The following is a 21,952-nucleotide window of genomic DNA, read 5'->3' as shown; positions in this document are numbered from 1 at the left end:
GGCAAGAGTACGTCTTGATGAAGCCCGTCCTGCGCCATGTCGTCATGTCGCTCGCCGTTGTGGCCTTGACCGCTTGCGGCAAAGGCCAGCCAACGGCTGAGCACGCCGGCACGCAGCCTGCACTGGCCGGCATGGTCGTGCGGGCCCAGTCGGCGCATGACGAGCAGGTCTGGGATGGCGTGGTGGAGGCAGTGAACCAGGCCACCATCACCGCACAGACGAATGCGCGGGTGCTTGAACTGCCGCATGACGTCAACGACGTGGTGGCCAAGGGCGATGTGCTGGTGCGCTTCACCGACGTGGAGCAGAAGTCGTCGCGCAGCGCCGCCCAGGCGCAAGTGGCGGCAGCGGAGGCCACCTACCGCGAGGCGCTGGCCGCATACGACCGGATCGAGAAGGTCTACGCCAAGGGCTACGTGTCCGGCGCGCAGATGGATCAGCAACGCGCCCAGCGTGATGCCGCACAAGCGGCGTTGGCGGCAGCACGGGCGCAGCGCGAGCAGGTGGGGCAGGCGCTGGACTATACGGTGCTGCGTGCACCGTATGCGGGCATCGTCACCCGCCGTTTCGTGCAGGTAGGCGAGGCGGTGCAGGCCGGGCCGCCATCACCGCAGCCGTTGATCGCGCTGCAATCGCTGGATGCGCTGCGGGTCAACGTGCAAGTACCGCAGGCTGCCGTCGAGGCGATCCGCCACTATGGGGCGGCCCAGGTACTGCTTGATGGCGACGGCGGGAAGCGCGTCAAGGCCACCAATGTCAGCGTGTTTCCATATGCCGATCCACAGACGCATACCTTCAACGTGCGCCTGTTGTTGCCCGCCGTCACGGCCGGGTTGTACCCGGGCATGACGGTGAAGGTGGCCTTTGCCCGCGGCGACGCCAGCCGCCTGCTGCTGCCGGCCAGTGCATTGGTGCAGCGTGGCGAGTTGCTGGGGGTGTACGTGCTGGGCGAGCACGACGCGTCGTTGCGCCTGCTGCGCATCGGTCACCGTTACGGTGACAAGGTCGAGGTCCTGGCAGGACTGGAAGATGGCGAGCGCATTGCCACCGATCCGGCGGCGGCCGCGCGCTGGTTGGTCGCGCATCGTGCGGAAACCGCGCCATGAGCGAACCGCGACTGGGCTTCTCCGGCCTCATTGCGCGCGCGTTTCAGGCTTCGCCGTTGACACCGATCCTGGCGATCGCGGCGCTGTTGCTGGGGCTGGCGGCGGTGCTGACTACGCCGCGCGAGGAAGAGCCGCAGATCGACGTGACCATGGCCAACGTGATGGTGCCGTTTCCCGGTGCCGACGTGCACGACGTCGAGAACCTGGTGGCCTATCCGCTGGAGCAGAAGCTGTCGGAGATCGAGGGCGTCAAGCACGTCTATTCGGTGAGCCAGCCGGGCATGGCGCTGATGACGGTGGAGTTCCAGGTGGGTGTGCCGCGGCAGGCGGCGATCGTGCGGCTGTACAACCAGGTATTCCAGAACCGCGATTTCGTGCCACCCAACCTCGGCGTGGGCCAGCCGCTGGTGCGGCCGATGGGTATCGATGACGTGCCCGTGATGGCGCTGACGCTGTGGAGCGACAACCCGGCCCACGGCCCGCTGCAACTGGCCGAAGTGGCGCACACGCTGGAGACCGAACTCAAGCGCGTGCCCGGCACGCGTGATGTCTACACCATCGGTGCGCCCAAACGCGCCGTGGTGGTGCAGTTGGATGCGGCCAGGCTGGCGGCCTACGGCATGGCGGTAGGTGACCTGTCGAACGCCTTGCGCGCGGCCAACGTGGTCATCGAGGCGGGTGACCGGGTCAGCGGCGACCGCGACACGCCGCTGACGGCGGGGCGTTTCCTCGCCAACGCGGCGGAGGTGTCGCAACTGGTGATCGGCCTGAAGAACGGTCAGCCGGTATTCCTCTCCGATGTGGCCGATGTCCATCAAGGCTCCGACCTGCCGACCAGCTACGCATGGTTCGGCGCACCGGCGGGCAAGCCCGGGCCGGCTACCGGCCAGGCGCCGGCGGTGACCCTTGCAGTGGCCAAGAAGCCCGGCAGCAATGCCGCCGACATCACCCGTGCCATCGCGGCGCAGGTGCAGGCGTTGCAAGGTGTGGTGATTCCGGCCGGCATGCATGTCACGGTCACCCGCGACTACGGCCAGACCGCCACCGACAAGGCCAACAAGCTGATCCAGAAGCTGGTCTTCGCCACGTTGTCGGTGGTGCTGCTGGTGCTGCTGGCGATGGGCTGGCGCGAGGCGCTGGTGGTGGGCAGCGCCGTGATCATCACGCTGTCGCTGACCTTGTTCGCCTCATGGGCGATGGGCTTCACCATCAATCGCGTGTCGCTGTTTGCGCTGATCTTCGCCATCGGCATCCTGGTCGATGACGCCATCGTGGTGGTGGAGAACATCCACCGGCACATGGCCCTGGGCGGCCGCACGCTGCGCGAGGTGATTCCGCAGGCGGTCAGCGAAGTGGGCGGGGCAACCATCCTGGCCACGTTCACGGTGATCGCGGCGCTGCTGCCGATGGCCTTCGTGTCCGGCCTGATGGGGCCGTACATGCGGCCGATCCCGATCAACGCCTCGGCCGGCATGGTGCTGTCGCTGGCGGTGGCGTTGATCGTGACACCGTGGCTGGCGCTGAAACTTTTGCGGCGCCATGGCGCTGCCGAAAGCACACCCGTCGACAGCCACGCCGGCGATGGTGGCCGCACGCACCGGCTGTTCCATCGCGTGATGCTGCCGTTCCTCGATGGCGCGCGGGCACCGCGCCGGCGGCATCTGCTGTTTGCCGCGATGGGCGTGCTGGTGCTGACGGCGGTCGGCCTGGTGGTGGTCAAGGCAGTGGTGTTGAAGATGCTGCCGTTCGACAACAAGTCCGAGTTCCAGATCGTGGTGGACATGCCCGAGGGCAGCACGCTGGAGCGCACCAACCGCCTGCTTGGCGAACTGGCGCAGAGCGTGGCGACCCTGCCCGAAGTGAAGGACTGGCAGGGCTACGCCGGCACCGCCGCGCCGATCACCTTCAACGGCCTGGTGCGCCAGTACTACCTGCGCCGCGGACCGATCGTGGGCGACCTGCAGGTGAACCTGGTCGACAAGCACGAGCGCTCGCGCCAGAGCCACGCCATCGCACTCGCCGTGCGCCCGGCGCTGGTTGCCGCGGGCGCGCGTTATGGCGCGGCGGTAAAACTGGTCGAGGTGCCGCCCGGACCACCGGTGATGGCGCCGATCGTGGCCGAGATCTACGGCCCGGATTACGCCGGCGTGCGACGCATGGCGGGCGAGCTGGAGATCAAGTTCAAGGCCGACCCGGACATCGTCGACGTGGACACCAGCGTGGAGGCGGAGGCCCCGCGCGACGTGGTGGTGGTTGATCGTGCACGCGCGGCGCGGCTGGGGCTGGATCAGGCTGCGATCGCGCAACTGCTGCGTACGGCGTTGTCCGGCGATGACGCCACGTACCTGATGGACGGCCAGGCGAAGTACGCGGTGCCGATCCGCCTGCGTCTGGGCGCGGGCGACCAGGCCTCGCTGGGCCAACTGCTGGCGTTGCGCGTGCGCGCTGCCAGCGGTGTGCTGGTGCCGTTGTCCGAGGTGGTCAGCGTGCAGCCGGCCCAACGCGAGCAGGTCATCTACCACAAGGATCTGCTGCCTTATGCCACGGTCACCGGCGACGACGCCGGCCGCACCGACAGCCCCTTGTACGGCATGTTTTCACTGGTCAGCCAACTTGGCCACGAACGATTGGACGGCCAGTTGCTGCAACAGCATTTCATCACCCAGCCCACCGACACCACCCACGCGGCGATCAAGTGGGATGGCGAATGGCAGATCACCTACGAGACCTTCCGCGACATGGGCCTGGCCTATGCGGTTGGCCTGGTACTGATCTACCTGCTGGTGGTGGGCCAGTTCAAGAGCTACATGGTTCCGCTGATCATCATGGCGCCGATCCCGCTGACCGTGATCGGGGTGATGCCCGGGCACGCGCTGATCGGCGCGCAGTACACCGCCACCTCGATGATCGGCATGATCGCGCTGGCCGGCATCATCGTGCGCAACTCGATCCTGCTGATCGACTTCATCAACCATGCACTGGCGGCGGGGCAGCCGCTGCGCGAGGCGGTGGTCAATGCCGCCGCGGTGCGCGCCAAACCAATCGTGCTGACCGGGCTGGCGGCGATGATCGGTGGCTTCTTCATCATCGATGACCCTATTTTCCAGGGCCTGGCGGTGTCGCTGATCTTCGGCATCCTGGTGTCCACCGCGCTGACCCTGCTGGTTATTCCGCTGCTGTACTACGTATGGTTGCAGCGTCACCCGGCGCCCCGCACATCCACGACCGAAGGAGCTTGAGCATGAGCGAGACCCAGGCATTCACGCTGACCCTGACCCAGGAGTCGGATTACGTCTTCCGGATCGAGTTCGACGACACCGCGATCCCGGCGCTGCATACCGACGAGTCCGCACCACTGGGCAACGACAGCGGCCCCAACCCGTCGCGCATGCTGGTGGCGGCGGTCGCCAACTGCCTCAGTGCCAGCCTGCTGTTCTCGCTGCGCAAGTACAAGAACACCCCCGGCACTATCGTGACCCGCGCGCGGGCGACGCTCGAGCGCAACGAACAGAAGCGCCTGCGCGTAGCCCACATCGACGTGGTGATCGAATTGCCGGACGCCGCTGCCGACTACGCGCAGATCGAGCGCCTGTTGCAGCAGTTCGAAAACTTCTGCGTGGTGACCGAAAGCGTGCGGCATGGTGTCGCGGTGGATGTCAGCGTGCGCGACAGGAACGGCGCCACACTGCATGCCAGCGGCGGTTCCTGAACACACGCGCCGCCACGGCGCGAGGGCATTGACGTGGGTCAGCCGTGATCCGCGCCCGGTGCACTAGCATCAATTCATCCGCGGCATTCGTGCCGCATGCCGGAGTACTCCACATGAAACTCGTGAAGTCGGTTCTTGCACTGGCCTGTGGCCTCGGCCTGGCTGTTTCGGTACAGGCAGCACCGCAGCATGCGCATGGTGATGTTGCGCACGCGGCTGAACATGACGCCGCACACAACGCCGCACACAACGCCGTGCCGGTGCCGGCGCAGCGCTGGACACCCGATGCGCCACTGCGCGAGGGCATTCGCCGGGCGCACGTTGCGGTCGACCAGCTGAGCCATCATGAAAAGGGGCACATGAGCACGTCGATGACCGTCGATCGTGCGGCCGAGGTGGAGCAGGCGGTGATGTTCATGTTCGCCAACTGCAAACTGACCACCGAGCCCGATGCCGCATTGCACGGCGTCCTGGTGCCCTTGCTCACCGCCGCCCAGTCGCTGAAGGCCGACCCGGAGAACGTCAAGCCGGTGGCGGAAATGCGCGAGGCCCTCTCCAGCTATCCGCGCTATTTCAACGACCCGGGCTGGGACAAGCCGGCGGTGGCCGATACACAGGACTAAGCGGTGCGTCAGCGCGGCAGGGCGGTTGACCGCAATGCCGCCCACAATGCATCCACACGCGCTTCCACGGCGGCATCCGGCACGATCGGCCGGCTCCAGGCGCGCGTGGTTTCGGACGGCCATTTGTTGGTGGCGTCGATACCGAGCTTGGAGCCGAGCCCCGCCATCGGGCTGGCGAAATCGAGGTAATCGATGGGGGTGTTCTCCACCAGCATCGCATCGCGCGCCGGGTCCACCCGCGTCGACACCGCCCAGATCACCTGCGACCAGTCGCGCACGTCGATGTCGTCGTCCACCACGATCACGAACTTGGTGTAGGTGAACTGGCGCAGGTACGACCACACACCCATCATGATGCGCCGCGCGTGGCCGGCGTACTGCTTGCGGATGCTGACCACGGCGATGCGGTACGAGCACGCTTCCGGCGGCAGGAAGAAGTCGACGATCTCGGGAAACACCTTCTGCAGGATCGGCACGAAGACGTCGTTCAAGGCCATCGCCAGCACGGACGGTTCGTCGTGCGGCGCGCGGCCCATGTAGCTGCCGTGGTAGATCGCATCGCGGCGCAGGCGCATGCGTTCGATGGTGAATACCGGGAAATGATCCTGCGCGTTGTAGTAGCCGGTGTGGTCGCCGAACGGGCCTTCCAGCGCGGTGTCGTGCGGATGGATGAAGCCTTCCAGCAGGATTTCCGCGCCGGCCGGCGCATCCAGGCCGGTCAATTCGCTATGCCATACCTGCGTGCGCTGGCCGCGCAGCAGTCCCGCGAATTCGTACTCGGACAAGGTATCGGGCACCGGCGCCACGGCCGCGAGCAGGGTGGCCGGATCGGCACCGATCGCCACCAGCACGGGGAAGGGCTGCTGCGGATGGGCGGCGCACCAGTCGACGTAATCCAGCGCACCGCCGCGATGCGGCAGCCAGCGCATGATCACCCGGTTCGGCCCGATCACCTGCTGGCGGTAGATCGCCACGTTCTGCCGCGGCTTCTGGGTGCCACGTGTCACCACCAGGCCGAAGGTGATCAGCTTGCCGGCGTCGCCGGGCCAGCAATGCTGGATGGGCAGGCGCGAAAGATCGATGTCGGCGCCACGCAGAGTCTCTTCCTCGAACGCAGCATCGCGAACCCGTCGCGGCGCCACATGGGCGAGTTGCGCCAGCTCCGGCCAGGTGGACAAGGCCTGGCGCAGGCTGGATGGCCAGCGTGGTTCCTTGATCGCGGCGAGCAACTGACCCAGCTCCCGCAGCGAGGCCAGCGGGCGCCCGGCCAGTGCCAGTTCGATGCGCCGACGATGGCCAAACAGGTTGCCGAGCAGCGCGTGGTTCGAACCCGCCGGCTGCGTCATCAGCAAGGCAGGGCCACCTTCGCGCAGGGCGCGCAGCGACAGGGCGGTGGATTCCAGGTGCGGGTCCACCGGCACCTCCACGTGCTGCAGCAGACGCTCGCGTTCGAGCCGGGCCAGAAATGCGCGCAGGTCGTGGAAGCTCAACTCCGCAGATTCCGTGTCATGTCAACCATGCAACCAGCCCAACGGGTGGTGCATGCGCGCCACACCCAGCATGAAGAGATAGGTGCCAAGCGCCAGCGCGAAACAGATTGCGCGCGCCCGTCGACTGTTCGCGCGCTTCAGCGCCAGCGTGGCCAGCACCACATAGACAACCAGCAACACCATCTTGGTGGCGAGCCAGCCATTGGCGAACAGCGCGCCGGGCAGGATGGTCAGCAGCATCAATGCTGCGGTGAGCAAGGTAGTGTCGATGCTGTAACTGAGATAGCGCACCGGCGCCCATTGTGCGGCACCGTTGCGACCGGCCAGCACCATCGCGCCGCGCAGGGCGAACAAGGCGCCGCTGAGCAGGACGCAGAGGATGTGTACCGCCTTGATCTGGGGGTAGAACTCAAACATGGGGATCGTTGCTCGGTATTCGGGGTGGTTGTTCACTCGCTTGGGGACGCTTGAACAGCTTCATCAAGCAGAGGGAGCCGCGCGCGAAATCTGCTCCTTCCCCTGCTGGTTGGCGACCGCAGGGAGTCCTTTGGGTGAGGGGGTAGAGCTCTTGCTCTTGCTGCTCACTTGCCACCAGGAGCGACCCCACCCCAACCCTCCCCTGCGAGCAGGGGAGGGGGCACCAGCACGTGCTTCAATGACGGAATCTTTCGGGACCCCAACACATCACGCTTCCTCAAGCTCCTTACGTTCGACCGCCACCAGCACGGGCCGCTCGCGCACCAGCGGCTCGGTCGGCGTGCGCCGATCCTTCAGCAGCCACAGCGAAGCCACGAACACCGATATCAGCACCGCACCCACCGCGAACAAGGTGTCGCCCGGCACGCGCATCCACACCAGCATGTGGATCAGCGGGCGATCCATGAACTCGGCCGAGCGGGCGAACCAGTAGCCGTGCTCCAGCACCGCCTTCAGTTGCAGGATGCCCAGCGGCAGCAGGGTCAGCACCGCCATCAGCGACAGGCCGATGTTGAGGCACCAGAACGAGCCGCGCAGCCAGCCTTCGCGCCACGGTGCCTCCGGCTTGATGCCGCGCAGGCAGAACAGCATCAGGCCCAGGCCGAGCATGCCGTACACGCCGAACAGCGCGGTGTGACCGTGCGTGGCGGTGAGGTTGAGGCCTTGCATGTAGTACAGCGCCAGCGGCGTGTTGACCAGGAAACCGAACATGCCCGCGCCCACCAGGTTCCAGAAACTCACCGCCACGAAGAACATGATCGGCCAGCGGTAGCGCGCCATCCACGGCGCGACGTGCTGCTTCTTCCAGGTGTCGTAGGCCTCCAGACCGATCAACGCCAGCGGCACCACTTCCAGCACCGAGAAACTGGCGCCCAGCGCGATCACCGCGGTGGTGGTGCCGGTGAAGTACAGGTGGTGCAACGTGCCCAGCACGCCGCCGGCCATGAACACGATGGTGGCGAACAGCACGCCGACGGTGGCGGTGTGCGGACGGATCAGGCCGAGCTTCAGGAACAGGTAGCTGATGACCGCGGTGGCGAACACTTCGAAGAAGCCTTCCACCCACAGATGCACCACCCACCAGCGCCAGTATTCGACCATCGCGATGTGGGTGTGCTCACCCCACATCAGGCCGGCGCCGTAGAGCAGGCCGATCGCCACGGTGGACAGGAACAGCAGGCCCACGATCGAGGACGTCGCCGTCTTGCTGCGCATCACCGGCCACAGCGCGCGCCCCACCAGGAACACCCACAGCATCAGGCCGATGAACAGGAAGATCTGCCAGAAACGACCGATGTCGGTGTATTCCCAACCCTGGTGACCGAACCAGAAATTGTGTTCCAGGCCCAGCTTGTCCATCACCGCCAGCCACTGGCCGGCGAACGAACCGACCACGATCACCAGCAGGCACACCCACAGGAAGTTCACCCCGAAGCGCTGGAATTTCGGCTCGTAGCCGGAAATCATCGGCGCGATATACAAGCCCGTGGCCAGCCAGGCGGTGGCGATCCACAACACCGCCAGCTCGGTATGCCAGGTGCGTGTCAGTGAATAGGGCAGATAGTTGGCCAGTGCAAAACCGTAGGCTTCCTGGCCTTCCACCTGGTAGTGCGCCGTGGTGGCGCCCAACAGGATCTGCGCCAGGAACAACGCCAGCACGGTCCAGAAATATTTCGCCGTGGCCTTCATCGACGGTGTCGGCTTGAGATCGGCCAACGGGTCGCGCACGGGAATCGCCGGCAGCGGTTCATCGCTGACGTGACGCGCGTGATGCCAGGCCAGCAGGCCGATGCCCATGATCATGAACAGCACGCTGAAGATCGACCACATGAAGCCGGTCGGCGTGGCCACGTTGCCCACCACCGGATCGAACGGCCAGTTCTGCGTATAGCTGATGGTGCTGCCGGGACGTTCGGCGGCGGCGGCCCAACTGGTCCACCAGAAGAACGCGGTGACCATGCGGCGGTGTTCCATCTCGGCGATGGTGTTGTCGCGCATCGCATAGTTTTCGCGCAGCTTGGCCGTCGCCGGGTCGTTGCTGAACAGGCTCATGTAGTGCGCCCCGACGATCGCCATCGCCTGCGCCCGCAGCGGCGACACGGTGATGGTGTCGGTGGCCGCGTCGTAGGTGTTGTGGCGCAGCTCCGGCTGGATGCGTGCCTTCAACGCGGCCTGGTGTTCCGCGTCCAGCGACGCGAACGAGGCGGCGCCTTCGTCACGCGCCAGCAATTCCAGCATGGCCATCGCTTCGCGATGCAGCCAGTCGGCGCTCCAGTCCGGCGCGAGCAGGGCGCCATGGCCCCAGATCGAACCCAGTTGCTGACCGCCGATGCTTTGCCACACTTGCCGACCTTCCTGCAGGTCGGCACGGGTGTAGAGCGTCTGGCCCTCGCTGGTGACTACCGCTGTCGGCAGCGGCGGCGCCTCCTGGTGCACCACATCGCCAACCCACAGCAATACGGCAAAAGACGATATCAGCAAGGCCGCCAGGCCCAGCCAGAGTTTTCGAGTGGTACTCATCGCGCATCTCCCTGTGATGCGCGCATGCTGGCGGCAAGCCCCGTCGGCATTCTTGATTCAAGTCAGGTTGCGCGAGCCGCTCGCTGTGAGAAATTGTCGCAGGCCGTGATCGGCAGGCAGGCGCGATGACGACAGGCATCGCTGCTGCTGCAGATTGCCGCAACGCTTTCATGGCGACGTTCTGCCAGCCGCGAACCCGGTAGCATGATTGCGCGATCGACGAGCGCGGCCACCGATACGGCAATGTGCGATGGCAGGGGAGTGGAGTGCGGCAAGGCACTCGCGGTCACGAAACAACAGCACGCAAACAAGAATCCGGCAAACAAGAGTCCGAGCAACGATGATCCGTCCGCTGATATCCAGGTGGTTGCCGTTGGCAACGCTTGCCTTCGCACCACTGGCACATGCCCAACTGCTGACCGACACGCAACCGAAAACCGTGCAGTCGGTGCTGGAATCGGTGGATCGCTATTGCAGTGGCTGCCACAAGATACCGCCCCCCAACGTCATGCCGAAGAGCGGCTGGCCGCGCGTCGTGCAAGGCATGGCGGACATGGCCGCTTCAAAAGCCGGCCATGAAGCGATCCCCGCGGACGTGGTCAGGGACATCACCGCCTTGTATGTGGGCAGCAGCCCGGCGAGCCTGCCGCGGCTTCCCTATTTCACCCGCGAAGGCAGCCCGCTGACATTCGGCATGACGGAGCTGGGGGAAAAATCGCCGGTGCCGCTGATCCTCAACATCAACGCGACGCCGCTGCACGATGGCACGAACCCGGAGTTCATCATCTGCGACGGCTCCGGCAAGAAGGTAGTGCTGCTGCAGAAGAAGGGCCGCGCCTGGCGCGAAACCGCGCTCGCGGATATCGACATACCCCTGCATACCGACGTCGCGGACATCGATGGCGACGGATACAAGGACATCATCGTGGCGGACCTGGGCACGTTCCCGCCGTCACCGGCGCTGACCGGAAAAGTCGTCCTGCTGCGACAGCTGCCGTCGGGGAAATTCGAGAAGCTGGTGTTGCTGGACAAGGTGGGCCGGGTGACCGATGCGCGCGCCATGGACATCGACAACGACGGCGACCTCGACATCGGCGTGGCCATCTTCGGCGGCGGCGACGTGGGCGAACTGGCGTGGCTCGAAAACCTGGGCGGCGGCAAGTTCGCGCCACATCGGATACTGAAGGTCACCGGCGCACTGAACCTTTCCCCGGTCGATCTGGACAACGACGGCAAGATCGACTTCGTGAGCCTGATCGCGCAACAGCACGAGGCGGTCGTGGCCTTCATGAACAAGGGGCAGGGCAGTTTCGCCTACACCGCGCTGTACCGCGGGCCGCATCCGATGTTCGGATCGACCAGCATGAAGGTGATCGACATGGATGGCGACAAGGACCCCGACATCCTGTTCACCAATGGCGACGCGCTCGACTACCAGCCCGATCCCAAGCCCTATCACGGCGTGCAATGGCTGGAGAACAAGGGTGACCTCACGTTCGAGTACCACGACATCGGTCGCTTCTACGGCACCGCCATCGCCGACGCCGGCGATCTCGATGGCGATGGCGACATGGACGTCGTGGCCGGCAGCTGGCTCAACTATTGGGACGACCCGCAACGCCAGAGTCTGGTGTGGTTCGAAAACGACGGCGCCCAGAACTTCACGCCGCACGCCGTCATCAGCCGGCCCGCCGGTGTCGTCGCGCTGGCGCTGTCCGACGTCAACCACGACCATCGCGCGGACATCGTGGCCGGTATCTTCGAGCTGGATCTGCTGGGTGAATTCGTGAAAAAGGATGGCGCGGATGAGGGCGCCCAAGACATCGCCAAGCCCGCCAGATCCGCATTGAAGCCGCGACTGATCCTGTTGCAGGGCGAACTCGCCAAGCCAGCGCATTGACCTGAAGCGAGTGGCGTTGAAACGCCTGATCCGGATCAATGAGCCACTGCCCGTGACTCCGCATCATGCGCGCTGCGCATGATGCGGCAGCGCTTTCGAACCACATACACACAAAGCCACCACGTTCACCGTGGGTCGAACGGTGGCCGCTATCCACACAAGAGTAAACGCATGAAGTTCAGCCTATTGCCGGTGCTGGTGAGCCTGATCGCCACCCAGGCCATCGCCGCCACCGACGAAGTCATCGTGACCGGTACCTACAGCCCCGTAACCGCCGAGCAGTTCGCCTCCTCCGCCACGGTCATCGATCACCAGCAACTGCTCGCGCTGAGCAACCACAGCCTTGCCGATGCCTTGCGACAGGTACCCGGCGTATGGGTCGCGGCGCAGGGCGGCCCCGGTGGCCTCACCACGATCAGCCTGCGCGGCGCCGAAGCCAATCACACGCTGGTGCTGGTCGATGGCATCGAAATGAATGACCCCACCAACACGCGCGGCGGCGCGTTCGATGTCAACGACATCAACATCGCCTCGATCCAGCGAGTGGAGATCATCCGCGGCGCCCAATCCGCCATCTACGGATCGGACGCCCTGGCCGGCGTCATCCACATCATCACCGCCGAACCCACGCCGACCGTTCAACAGCATCTTTCCCTGTCCGCCGGCGAGCATGGTTACCGGACCGGCAGCTTCAGCAGCACCGGCACGGTGGACAACACCGGCTACGTGCTGCGACTGCTGGACAAGCGCGCCGGCACGCCCATTGAAGGCAGCAGCGCCAACAACCGGGAAGCTCTGATAAAGCTCGACTCCACCCTCGGCGCGCACCAGTTGGACTTCACCTGGCGCCACATGGAGGGAGAAAAAACCACCTTCCCCGAACAAAGCGGCGGCCCACTGTTTGCGCGCAGCCGTGATCTGGATCGAAGCCGCTACACCGACCAGAACGCCGCCGCCTCATGGGCGTGGGCGATAAGCAACGGCTGGACCAGCACACTCGCCGCGACATGGTCCAACCGCGATCAGCACATCGACTCCCCCGGCATCATTCCCTTCGATGCCGTGCCGCCCAACGGCGCCCGGACGGATTTCACTCGCGCCAACATCAAGTGGATCAATACCCTGGGCGACAAGCAGGGCAGCTGGGCCAACATCGGTTTCGAAGGCAGACACGAGACCGGGGAGAGCAGGGGATACCTCGTCTACGGCGAGCGGATGCCCACGGATTTTCGCCTCAGCCGCTCCACCCGAAGCGTCTTCCTCAACCTCAACAGCTACCTCACCGAGCACCTGTTCGTGGGCGCAAGCGTCCGTTCGGACAGCAACGCCCACTTCGGCACACGACAAAGCGTGCAGGGTGGTTTCCGCTATCAGCTGAGCGACAACCTCAGCTGGTTCGCCAACGCAGGCACCGGCTACAAACTGCCAAGCTTCTTCGCCCTGGGCCATCCGCTCACCGGCAACAAGGACTTGAAGCCCGAGCGGTCAACCACCCGCGACACTGGCATCGAATGGACGGCCAGCAACACCGTCCTCAACCTCAGCTACTTCGTGAACGACTACAAGGACCTGATCGATTTCGACAGCGAGCTGTTCCGCAACGTCAACCGCGCCCACACCCGAATGAAAGGCGTCGACATCGACGCCCGCTGGCACAGCAACGATCAGAAATGGATCCTGGCCGCGCACGGCAGCTACACCGACATCGACGCGGAAAGCCCCTTGCTGGGCCGGCCACGAATCAAGGCCGGCGCCACCGCCACCTATGCGCCCAACGACCGCTGGCAATTCGACCTCAACTACCTCTGGACCGGCCAGCGCTTCGAAGCCAGCCGCTACAGCGGCGACGTCGTCAACGAAACCATGCCCGAATACGACCGCCTGGATGCCCGCGTGAAATACCGCATCAACCCGCAACTGGTCGTCAACCTCAGCATCGAAAATGTCACCGACAGGAAGCACATGGACGACATCGGCTTTCCGGCCGTTGGCACCACCGGCTTCGTCGGCATCGATTTCGACTTCTGACGGTGTTGACCGAAGCCGGAAATCGACCCGGCAGCACAGCTTGCCGACCGTCCAGCAGAAGCTGGAACAACGGACGCAAAACTCCACGAATAGAACGTCGCTCGCGAACAGGGCATTGATCCGTCGAGAGCCGATTTCCGGCCGCAACGTGGGCGGAGCTGCCTTGGAGGCTCGCTTCGCAATTTGACATAATAGACATTATGCGAAATTACGGACGAGGCCGGCCGGAGGTGCTGAACCGGCTGTCGTCACCCAGTTAACCGTGTCATCTAAGCAGCTAACCCTGTCATACCGCTTTACCGTGTCACCCTTTGGCAGGATCGCATCAAGCGGCATCTGAGAACGGCGAAAAGCCTTCTAGAGGGAACAATCGAGCCCGAATCCCGCCAGTGTTTTGTTTGGTCGCCTGTCGGGGTTGGCAGATGGTTCTGACGTTATTGCATGCCTGTGAGCTGTAGCCGGTGCAGACTGTAGGTGCTCTGCAACTCGACCCATGTTTTAGCGTTGCTGATACCCGCCTTTTCGAGGCCCAGGGCCATTTTGCGACTAATGTCGGCACGCCCGGCTAGCACCTGGGACAGTTCAGACGGAGGTACGCCCAACAACACTGCCGCTTGATCAACATCCAACCCGAGTGGCTCAAGAACATCAGCCTTCAGAATCTCACCGGGATGTACGGGGGCGTTGATCATTGCAACATCCTTTCAAAGTCAGAATCGAGCATGTTATATCGGTGGCCACGTTTGCTACGGCAAATCTAGCTCGCCCCTGACATACTCCTCGGCTTCCTTTTCTTGGCCGCCGACTTGATCTTCGCGTCTGCCGTCGCGCGATCCAACTTGGCTTGGAGCGCCCCTTCCCGTTGCGTACTCGCTTTCAATGCTTGCTGAGCTGCCAGTAGCACCGCCGAAAGGCCATCCATCCGGGCCAGTTGCTGCTCCAAGGCTTTGGCGCGAGCCCCCTGTTCGGTAGCCGAGCGCTCGGCAGCCCGAGCGGATTCCGAGGCCTTCTCCAGTCTCGAAGCCGCTGCAGATAATTCCCGTTCCTGCCGCTGCAGCGTCGCTCGGGCGGTTTTGGTTTCTTCCCGCGCCCGATCGATTTCCGTGTGCGCCCGATCTTCCACTGCCCGAACGTGTGCTGCTTGAGCCTCACGTTCGGCGACCATTGCGCGTTGATGGGTGTCGAAGGCCTCTGCAAGATGCGTCGCTCGTTGCTGCAACCCATCGCGTTGTTGTATCAGTTCCGCCAGTTGTCCCGCCTGTTGCTCCACGAGACGCTGAACGTCTGCCAGTCGTGTCTCAGCCACGTTACGGGCCTGATCCGCCCTTTGCGCTTGCGCTTGGGCTTCGGTAATCGCGATCTCCCAGAGCTTGCGCTCTTGCGTGAGTGACGTTTGGGCGGCCAGCAGGGCGTTCTGCTCTTGAGCGAATGAGGCTTGGACCACGGACTCTGCATGGGTAACGGCGAGGCGCCATACCTCGGCAAACGCCTGCCCCACGTTCCCCGGTATCTCGGGCAACGCGAGCACCTGGCTCAGCCGTGTGGCGAGCATGCCGCGCCAGGTGTCCAGCATACGGGTCACGGTATTGGGCGAGCCCGTACCGAGCTGCGCCCGAATCTTCTCGACCGTCGGCCGCTCGCCGGCGGTCACCAGCGCGTCGGCCGCGGCGTTGACCTGTTCTTGGGTGATGCCTCTGGCCATCGCTGATGTCTCCCCTGTCGGCGCCCTGCCCGTTAGTTGACGTACTGGTGATAAGTGATGATTATCGCCAGTAGACGCCCTATTTCGTATTATACATTACATATAATGAAGCATAAACGCGACTTGCCTGCCCTCGCCGCACCCGCTGCCGGCCTCGTGCTGCCGGAACAACTGGCCCAGCAAGCGGCCGACGCCGTGCGCGAACTACTGGCCGAAGCGGCCGCCGCCAACACCACCCGCAGCTACGCGGCCGCCCTGCGCTACTGGGCCGGCTGGCACCAGGCCCGCTTCGGCGTCGAGCTGACCCTGCCGGTCAGCGAGGCCGTGGTGATCCAGTTCCTGGTCGACCACATCCAGCGCAAGAACAAGACCGGCCTGGTCAGCGAGCTGCCGCCGGCGATCGACCAGGTGTTGGTCGCCGCTGGCCTCAAGGCCAAACTCGGGCCGCTCAAGCTCGCCACTGTGGTCCAGCGCGTGGCCGTGCTGTCGACCGCCCACAAGCTCAAGCGCCTGACGAACCCGTGTGAGCTGGCCAGCGTGCGCACACTGCTGAGCCGCGCCCGGCGCGCCGCGGTCAAACGCGGCGAGCGGCCGACCAAGAAGACCGCGATCACGCGCCCGGAGCTCGAGGCGATGCTGGCGACCTGCGACGATTCCTTGGCGGGTTTACGCGATCGGGCCCTGCTCTGCTTCGGCTTCGCCAGCGGCGGTCGCCGGCGCAGCGAGATCGCCGCGGCGGACTGGCGGGACCTGCGCAAGGTCGGCGAGGACGGCTACATCTATAGGTTGGAATATTCGAAGACGCAGCAGGCGGGGGTGACGGCGGATTCGACGCCGGACAAGCCGATCCTAGGGATTAGCGCCGAAGCGCTGACGGCCTGGCTGGCGGCGGCCGAGATTCGCGAGGGGGCGATCTTCCGGCGCATCTGGAAGGATCGGGTTGAGGTTCGGCCGGGATTCTGGAAATTTTCGCAGAACGGACAATAAGTCGTTGAGGCTACAAGGTAAATTTGATGTCTTTGGCCATGGAACTCTGGTACCGATCCAAGTCCAGTGAGTAGTGGCCTAGCCGATTGATATGCTCTCGCCGGTATGGTGACAGCCGGTTCAGCAGTTCTTCGCTGAGCGGAACGCCCTGCTCTTGAAGGACTTTCAGCGTCCGCGACATCGTATGGACGTTGTGCAGGATGACCATGTTGGCCACGAGGTGGTTGTATTTCACGACCTTTCGCTGCTCGTGGCGAATGTTTTCCGCAATGATTCCGTCATTCGCGAAGTGCAACCATTGGGCGAAGTCGTTGAACTGCTCGCTTTTGTTCGTCGACTGGTGGATCACACGGCGCAGCTCGACATCGTTGATGTAGTTCAGTAGGAACTTGGTTCGTATTGCTCGACCGAGTTCGCGGAACGCGAAATACAGCTTGTTCTTCCGGCTGGCCACACCTAGGCGCCGAAGAATCATTGAAGGAGTAATCCGCCCTGCCTTGATCGAGATGGCCACGCGCAGCATGTCCGGATAGTGGCGCTCGATGAGCTCCCAGTTGATCGATTCGGTGAACAAGCTATTGATGTGCCCGTACTTGGCCTTCCGATCAGGCTTGTAGAACACCAGCTGCTTGATGCCACGGATGCGCGGCATGAGACGGATACCCAACAGGTGCGACAAGCCGAACACGGGCGCACTCTGGGCTTGGGTGTCACCGTGGATCGTGTCCGGCTGGACATCAGATTCGTTCTTGATCAGACCGTCGAGGATATAAACCGCCTCATGCACGCCACACGGAATGAAGTTGCTGAAGAGCGCGATGTACATATCCGAGACGTGGTAATAACCGATGCCACCGTAGCCACCATAACGAACGTGGTACTCCGACAGCAGGTTCTGCTCGTAGATGCTCCACTTCGTGCCGTCGGCCGAGACGTGTTTGCCGGTACCCCAGAATTTGGGCAAAGCGAAGGTGTTGAAGGCATTGATCACCCGCACGATTGCGTTGTCCAACCGCTCCTCGGTGATATGGCGAAGATTGAGCCAGGCTACCTGTTTTCGGCTCAGCCCCTGCACCGAGCGCGCCGTCTGCGTGGGACCCAGATTGCAGCCGTAGCAAAACAAGGTCGTGATGAAGCGCTTGCGTGGATCGTCGATCTTGGCTTCAAAGCCGGACAACGGCCCGAACAACCGGTGCAGGTTGAGCCACTGCTCAGCCTCGGTCAGCAGGTCCAATATGTTGACGGAGGGCATATCCTCCTTGAGTCGCGCTTCCAACAAGGCCAATTCCGGTGGATCCTGCTTGCGGTCAAGCCGCTGAATGACCAAACCGTTGTCACCGATCCGTACGAACTCGTTCTCTGGAAAGCTGTCGTCCACCTGCTTGGCCAGCGTCGACATCTCAGCCTTGAGCTGTGCAACAAAACCCGGGCCATCCTTCGGCAGCGAGGTGATATCGCAGTAGCGGCCCAGTTCCCCGCCGTACTCGTCCCACGACACAAGGTGTTCGCGGTAGTCATCGAAATCGTTGCTGTGTGCCGAGTACAGATCGCCGGACTGCAGGTCTTTCATGATCGACATGCAGACGAACAGTTCAAGATATTTTCGATGGATCCGCGACTCACCTTCCGGTGATGTCACCGCAACCAGACGATACCAGCCATCGGGCAGCCAGCGCTTCAGGTCGATCCCGGTGGGAAGCACGGCAACATCGAGGTGCTCGCGGCGTGCCGTGCGCCATTCCCGGAGCCACGCGATGGCTCGTACCAGCGTATCGTCTTGCGAGCTGGACTGAAGTTCGAGCACCTCCAGGCACTGGTACAGCAATGCACGCTTGTCGCTGTAGGGTTTCAACATGAAAGGCAGATAGTTATTCCCCGCAAAGGCGGCATGCTCATCGCATTGGATGATCCATTGTTCCGGATCATCGCCCAGCACCCGTTCCATATTTGCCACGCGCTTCTTGGCCGATTCGCCTTCTTGCATGGCGGCCAGCACCTCGCGAAACTGGCCAATCAGGCGATCGGTCTGCTCAGCATGATCCAATCGGTACTGGCGCAGCCGCTCCTCGGCTTGGTTGTCGATACCGTGCATGATCTTGATGAAAATGCTCGCAACGTCGTCAGTGGCTTTCTCCAACTGCGACTGGATCAGCAGCACGGCCAGCGTATGACGTTTGATCAGCTTGACGGTTCGGAGGTCCTTCGCGTCCAACGCCCGAGCTTCCAGCATCAATTGATGACGTTTGGTTACTGCCATTTCGCGGGTATCGGGTAATCCATGGCCCAGGCTCTTGAGCCAACGGATATGCTCAAGGAACTTTGCCACCTCACGCACCGTGGGTCTTTTCGGTTCGCGCTTGAGTTGGTCCCAGAGGGTGACCCCACGTCGCTGCAGGATCAGGTCGTCCAGCATCTGGCACTGCTCGGCCGACAATTGCTCCGTGACCGATTTGAAGATCGCGGTGTTGACAGTGTTACGCGCCGCCCGTGCGGCGCGTACGAGTTGGGTGAACCCGGGTAGTTCGAATTTCTGCCGAACGAGTTCCTCAATGAGGACATTAATGATGTCCTCCAACTCCTGTTTGGTCGAGGCGGCCTCGCGAGCAACCTGATCCAGCCAAGGCCAATCGGTGTCCACAAACCGCCGCACACCGATGAAGTCACGGATCTTCTGCAGATGCTGCGAGCGGCTTCCCGACGCGTCGTAAGCCTTCAATTCGCGCATGGTGGGAACACGTATCTGGACACTGCTACATACGTGATCGATGATCACTCGCGGCAACGTCGACAGTGGCTCGAAGTAACCCAAACGCTGAAGGATTTTGAGCTGGATCAACAGCAATGCTTGGGTCGGCTTACGTGCGGACACACCCATGGCGAAAGCGGACTCATCGGCCGTGGGCGTGTATATGGCCGCCAGTTCACGGGCGCTGAGATCCTTCTTCAATTGGGGATAGGCAGTGTCCTGAATCGTGCTCATGCGAATCCACGATGCGACATGCTTGCCGCAGCCAAAAAAGACGAAACTAGAGCAATTTGATCCCGAAGGGCTTGACGGCCAGCGCAAAAATGCCAAAGCACACCACCGTGATGACTGCGCTCAGTGCCAGTGCGGGCCAGAAACCGAAGCGTGCAAAAAGACGCGGAAAGATCAGGAACATCGGCAGCGTCGGCACGACATACCAGAACGTATACCAGGCGTGATTCGCGATCTTCTCCGCGGGCTGCTTGTCCAGATAGAGCCAGGTCAGCGCGAGCAGTGTCACCAGCGGGAGAGACGCGAGCAGCGCTCCTAGTCGATCACTGCGCTTGGCCAGTTCGGACACCGCCACCACGATGGCCGCGGTGATGAGATATTTGGTGATAATCCATGGCATGGTGGTAACTCAAAAAAGGTTTCTGAAAGACGCCGCCCGACGTGCCAGTGCCGCACGCAGGATTAGTGTTCCAGCAGCGCAACCGGTGGATGTGTGGCAGGCCGTTGACGATCGATCGGCGGCAGTAGTCGCGCAGAATTGAGGATGAAGGCCATTTCCGAAGCCACATGAATGAACGCGGCGGCCAACGGGTTGAGTAGGCCCAGCGATGCCAAAACCACACCGATCACATCGACCACGATGGTTCCACCGAAATTGAACCAGATGATGTTGCGCGTGCGCCGTGCGATCACCAGCGTATCGACGAAGCGCGATAGGTCATTGCCCAAAAGCACCATATCGGCACTTTCGCGGGCAACATCGGTACCCGAACCCATGGCCACACCGACGCTGGCTGCCGTGAGCGCGGGGGCATCGTTGATACCGTCGCCCAGCATGGACACGATGCGACCGGCGGCTACCAGGGCTGCTACCTTCCGATGTTTGTCCTCGGGCAGCAAATCAGCCTCGTACTCGGCGATGCCCAGATGATCTGCGACGTTCTTGGCCACCGGTTGTGAGTCACCGGTCAGCAGGATGGTGCGTAAACCGAGCGCCGCCAGCGCATCGACAGCCGCGCGTGCTTCGGGACGTACCGTGTCCGCGACGGCAATGGCGCCGAGCAGCTGACCATTGCGTGCCACGTACACTTCCGAAGCCGCTACCAAGCGTTCGGTCAGCGACGCGGGTACGTCGACATGGTGATCAGTCATCAGCGCGCGATTACCGACCAGCAACATCGCGTTGGCCAGCGTGGCGGCAATCCCGCGGCCCGGCGTGTAGTCAAAATGATCCGGTTCGGCGATGGTGAGCCCTTGTGCCTTGGCATAAGTGACAATGGCCTGACCTAACGGGTGCTCGGAGCGGATTTCGGCGGTTGCGGCCGCCTCAAGCACCTCTTCTGGCTTAATACCTTCCACGGGGAAAACGTGCTGCACCTCCGGTCGCCCGAAGGTGAGTGTGCCGGTCTTGTCGACGACCACCGTGTCGACTCGACCCAGTGTTTCCAGGTACAGGCCACCTTTAATGATGGCACCCAGACGAGCCGCCCGTCCGATCGCCCCCAGGATGGCCAAGGGCGTGCCCGCAGCAATGCCGCACGCCCCGGCCACAATAATCACGGAGATGGTCGAACGCATGTCGCGGGTCATCAGCCACGTCACTACGGCCGCCGCCAGCGCGAAGTACACCAGGTAACCGGCCAACTGGTCGGCCAGCCGCTGCACCGGGGCGCGCGAGCGTTCGGATTGCTCCACGGCCTCGATGATCTTGCCGTAGCTGGTATCCCTTCCCAGACGCTCGGCCCGAATTTCGAGCGCACCGGACTGGTTGATCGATCCGGCATAGACCGGTGCGCCGGCGGTGGCTTCCACAGGCATCGATTCGCCGGTGATGCGGGACTGGTCCAGAAACGAGTGCCCGCTGAGTACGACGCCATCGACCGGCACCCGGCCGCCGGGATTGACCAGAATGGCATCGTCCACCACCAGCTCGCTGGCATCGACCTCGGCGATGCTCCCTCCACGACGCACGGTCGCCGAACGAGGAAGGAAATCCAGCAAGTCACGAATGGCCGTGCGACCTCGGGTCACCGTCATGCCTTCGAGAACTTCGGCAATCAATACAAACAGCGTGATGATCAGTGCCGTGAAGAATTCACCGATCGCGGCCGCCGCAATCAGGGCGATGCTCATGGATAACTCCATGGTCATGCGCTGGGCGAAGATGTTTTCGGCAGCTTCTCGGAAAATCGGCCAACCACCGACCAGGACGCCCGCCACGCCAATCACGCTTACCGTCGCAAAGGGCTCCCACAAGCGGAACCACACCGCGATGGCGGCAAGACCCACGAAAACGATGCGAGCGGCTTCCCAGCGATCGAACGTATGCTCATGCTCGTCGTGGTCGTGGTCGTGGACGTCCGGCGCCGTGGTGCGCTTCTGCGCGGCATCAGCCAGCGCGTTGCCGATCTTCGGTTCGTGCGATGACATGGA

At 63.3% G+C, this 21,952-nt stretch carries 14 protein-coding genes and 1 pseudogene; 7 read left to right on the top strand and 8 right to left on the bottom strand.

The window, feature by feature from the left end:
- The first annotated feature begins 17 nt into the window (after nucleotides 1-17).
- The 4 genes from UU9_RS06190 to UU9_RS06175 all read left to right on the top strand — a co-directional run bounded on the left by UU9_RS06190 (nucleotide 18) and on the right by UU9_RS06175 (nucleotide 5,438).
- Nucleotides 18-1,106, top strand: coding sequence for an efflux RND transporter periplasmic adaptor subunit (locus UU9_RS06190; RefSeq protein ID WP_007080874.1), 1,089 nt, complete (start codon nucleotides 18-20; stop codon nucleotides 1,104-1,106).
- Nucleotides 1,103-4,345, top strand: a complete 3,243-nt coding sequence (locus tag UU9_RS06185; protein ID WP_007080873.1) for an efflux RND transporter permease subunit — start codon at nucleotides 1,103-1,105, stop codon at nucleotides 4,343-4,345. Before UU9_RS06190 ends, UU9_RS06185 begins: the two co-directional genes overlap by 4 nt.
- Before the next feature lie 2 nt (nucleotides 4,346-4,347).
- The gene (locus UU9_RS06180; RefSeq protein WP_007080872.1) at nucleotides 4,348-4,815 is read left to right on the top strand and encodes an OsmC family protein; all 468 of its coding nucleotides are present in this window, start codon (nucleotides 4,348-4,350) and stop codon (nucleotides 4,813-4,815) included.
- A gap of 113 nt (nucleotides 4,816-4,928) precedes the next feature.
- A complete protein-coding gene (locus UU9_RS06175) occupies nucleotides 4,929-5,438 on the top strand; it encodes a hypothetical protein (protein WP_007080871.1) in 510 nt (169 codons plus the stop codon).
- 8 nt (nucleotides 5,439-5,446) lie between these two features.
- Here the strand turns inward: UU9_RS06175 and UU9_RS06170 are convergent, their stop codons facing one another.
- The 3 genes from UU9_RS06170 to UU9_RS06160 form a co-directional block, all read right to left on the bottom strand.
- The gene (locus tag UU9_RS06170) at nucleotides 5,447-6,928 is read right to left on the bottom strand and encodes a UbiD family decarboxylase (RefSeq protein WP_007080870.1); all 1,482 of its coding nucleotides are present in this window, start codon (nucleotides 6,926-6,928) and stop codon (nucleotides 5,447-5,449) included.
- Nucleotides 6,929-6,949: 21 nt separating this feature from the next.
- Entirely contained in the window at nucleotides 6,950-7,345 is a 396-nt protein-coding gene (locus UU9_RS06165; protein WP_007080869.1) for a SirB2 family protein, read from the bottom strand.
- A gap of 267 nt (nucleotides 7,346-7,612) precedes the next feature.
- Nucleotides 7,613-9,925 (bottom strand): nitric-oxide reductase large subunit, encoded by a 2,313-nt coding sequence (locus tag UU9_RS06160; RefSeq protein WP_007080868.1) that lies wholly within the window; start codon nucleotides 9,923-9,925, stop codon nucleotides 7,613-7,615.
- 373 nt (nucleotides 9,926-10,298) lie between these two features.
- Between UU9_RS06160 and UU9_RS06155 the strand changes: the two genes are divergently transcribed.
- Nucleotides 10,299-11,825, top strand: a complete 1,527-nt coding sequence (locus tag UU9_RS06155; RefSeq protein WP_162098770.1) for an FG-GAP repeat domain-containing protein — start codon at nucleotides 10,299-10,301, stop codon at nucleotides 11,823-11,825.
- A gap of 171 nt (nucleotides 11,826-11,996) precedes the next feature.
- On the top strand, nucleotides 11,997-13,853 hold the full coding sequence (locus UU9_RS06150; RefSeq protein ID WP_007080866.1) for a TonB-dependent receptor plug domain-containing protein: 1,857 nt from the start codon (nucleotides 11,997-11,999) through the stop codon (nucleotides 13,851-13,853).
- Between the two features lie 434 nt (nucleotides 13,854-14,287).
- On the opposite strand, the gene UU9_RS06145 is transcribed toward UU9_RS06150, so the two are convergent.
- On the bottom strand, nucleotides 14,288-14,545 hold the full coding sequence (locus UU9_RS06145; RefSeq protein ID WP_007080865.1) for a HigA family addiction module antitoxin: 258 nt from the start codon (nucleotides 14,543-14,545) through the stop codon (nucleotides 14,288-14,290).
- Between the two features lie 65 nt (nucleotides 14,546-14,610).
- Nucleotides 14,611-15,555: a DNA-binding protein gene (locus UU9_RS06140; RefSeq protein ID WP_007080864.1), complete on the bottom strand. Its 945-nt coding sequence runs from the start codon at nucleotides 15,553-15,555 to the stop codon at nucleotides 14,611-14,613.
- Between the two features lie 105 nt (nucleotides 15,556-15,660).
- Between UU9_RS06140 and UU9_RS06135 the strand changes: the two are divergent.
- Nucleotides 15,661-16,497 (top strand): annotated as a pseudogene (locus tag UU9_RS06135) (integrase); the annotation flags it as partial.
- A gap of 55 nt (nucleotides 16,498-16,552) precedes the next feature.
- On the opposite strand, the gene UU9_RS06130 reads toward UU9_RS06135, so the two are convergent.
- The 3 genes from UU9_RS06130 to UU9_RS06120 form a co-directional block, all read right to left on the bottom strand.
- Nucleotides 16,553-19,522, bottom strand: coding sequence for a Tn3 family transposase (locus tag UU9_RS06130; protein WP_007080862.1), 2,970 nt, complete (start codon nucleotides 19,520-19,522; stop codon nucleotides 16,553-16,555).
- A 46-nt stretch (nucleotides 19,523-19,568) separates the two neighbouring features.
- Complete coding sequence (locus UU9_RS06125) at nucleotides 19,569-19,919, bottom strand: DUF3147 family protein (protein WP_007080861.1); 351 nt, start codon at nucleotides 19,917-19,919, stop codon at nucleotides 19,569-19,571.
- A gap of 62 nt (nucleotides 19,920-19,981) precedes the next feature.
- Nucleotides 19,982-21,949: a heavy metal translocating P-type ATPase gene (locus tag UU9_RS06120; RefSeq protein ID WP_007080860.1), complete on the bottom strand. Its 1,968-nt coding sequence runs from the start codon at nucleotides 21,947-21,949 to the stop codon at nucleotides 19,982-19,984.
- Between the last annotated feature and the right edge of the window lie 3 nt (nucleotides 21,950-21,952).

Origin of the sequence: Rhodanobacter fulvus Jip2, from assembly GCF_000264315.1 — a bacterium.
Taxonomy (GTDB): Bacteria; Pseudomonadota; Gammaproteobacteria; order Xanthomonadales; family Rhodanobacteraceae; genus Rhodanobacter; species Rhodanobacter fulvus.
This window is presented reverse-complemented; position numbering and strand designations above follow the sequence as displayed.